The sequence below is a fragment of the Sphingobium limneticum genome (assembly GCF_008710155.1).
Classification (GTDB): domain Bacteria; phylum Pseudomonadota; class Alphaproteobacteria; order Sphingomonadales; family Sphingomonadaceae; genus Sphingobium; species Sphingobium limneticum.
The window spans coordinates 1-1,703 of record NZ_VYPZ01000082.1; the positions used below are offsets into that span (position 1 = coordinate 1).

The 1,703-nt window shown below is 63.1% G+C and carries 1 protein-coding gene; it reads left to right on the top strand.

All coding sequences use genetic code 11. From position 1 onward, the window contains the following. Positions 1 to 64 precede the first annotated feature (64 nt). Positions 65 to 1,678: an IS66 family transposase gene (tnpC, locus tag F4U94_RS24025; protein ID WP_120249823.1), complete on the top strand. Its 1,614-nt coding sequence runs from the start codon at positions 65 to 67 to the stop codon at positions 1,676 to 1,678. Positions 1,679 to 1,703: the final 25 nt, after the last annotated feature.

The following is a 1,703-nucleotide window of genomic DNA, read 5'->3' on the forward strand; positions in this document are numbered from 1 at the left end:
GATAATCGATGCCGGAGAGCTAAAAAGCTAGAGATTTCGGTGCTTTTCTGCTACGCCTTTGGGCATGGGTGGCGCGGCGCAAGCAGAGATCCAGAGCCTTCGCGCGCAGCTTGCCGCAGCCCAGGCTGTCGCCGCTGAAGTCGCCCGCATCAAGGCCATCAACGCCGACCTGGAAGCCCGCAACGCCCTTCTCCAACTGCAAAACGAGAAGATGCGCCGCACTCTTTTTGGTCAGCGATCCGAACGCACGCGCCATCTGCTCGACCAGATGGAGCTGACGTTCGAGGAGTGCGAGACCGCTGCCAGCGAAGACGAGGCGTTGGCCGCGTTGGCGGCAGCGAAGACCAATGTCGCGCCGTTCGAGCGCAAGCGGCCCGCGCGCAAGCCCTTGCCCGAACATCTGCCACGCGAGCGCGTTGTCATCGCTGCGCCCCAGGCCTGCCCCTGCTGCGGCTCGGATCGGCTGTGCAAGCTGGGTGAGGATATCACCGAGACACTCGAGGTTGTGCCGCGACAGTGGAAGGTGGTTCAGACCGTGCGGGAGAAGTTCTCCTGCCGGGATTGTGAGAAGATCGCACAACCGCCGGCGCCTTTCCATGTGACGCCCCGTGGGCTATTTGGCCCCAGCTTCCTGGCGATGCTGCTGTTCGAGAAGTTCGGCGCGCATCAGCCGCTCAACCGCCAGCGTGATCGCTATGCCCGGGAAGGCGTGGACCTGAGCCTTTCCACTCTGGCCGATCAGGTCGGCACCTGCACCGCCGCGCTGATGCCGCTCTATCTCCTGATCGAAGCCCACGTCCTTGCCGCCGAGCGATTGCATGGCGACGATACGACGGTGCCAGTGCTGGCCAAGACCAAGACCGATACGGGCCGGATCTGGACCTATGTTCGGGATGATCGACCTTTTGGCGGACCGGCGCCGCCAGCGGCGATCTTCCATTATTCCCGTGACCGGCGGGGCGAACATCCTGTGAGCCATCTGCGCAGTTGGAGAGGCATTCTCCAGGCCGATGCCTATGCCGGATATAATGCGTTGTTCCACGCCGACAGACTGCCAGCGCCGCTGACCCGCGCCCTGTGCTGGAGCCATGCGCGCCGTTATTTCTTCGAGCTGGCCGATATCGCCGCGCAGCTCAAGAAGCGCCGCAAAAAGGCCGTCATCTCGCCGCTGGCGGTGGAGGCGGTCCGCCGTATCGACGCGATCTTTGACATTGAGCGCGCCATCAACGGCAGACCGGCCCAGGAGCGCCACGCCCTTCGACAGGAACTCAGCGCACCGCTGGTTGCCGATCTGGAAGAATGGATGCGCGACAACCGGTCAAAGCTGTCAAAGAACAGCGATGTGGCCGAGGCCATGGATTACATGCTCAAGGCATGGCCCGCCTTCGCAGCCTTCCTCGACGATGGCCGCATCTGCCTGACGAACAACGCGGCGGAACGGGCGCTTCGAGGCATAGCCCTGGGCAGAAAATCATGGCTCTTCGCTGGTTCAGATCGTGGTGGCCAGCGCACCGCCTTCATGCTGAGCCTTATCGCCACGGCAAAGCTCAACGACATCGATCCGCAGGCATGGCTCGCCGATGTGCTCAGCAGCATCGCCGACATCCCCCAGAACCGTCTCCACGAACTGCTGCCATGGAATTGGCGCGCAGCCGAAGATCAACGCGAAGCCGCCTGATCCGCGGCCTTCACCGAATGCCTAC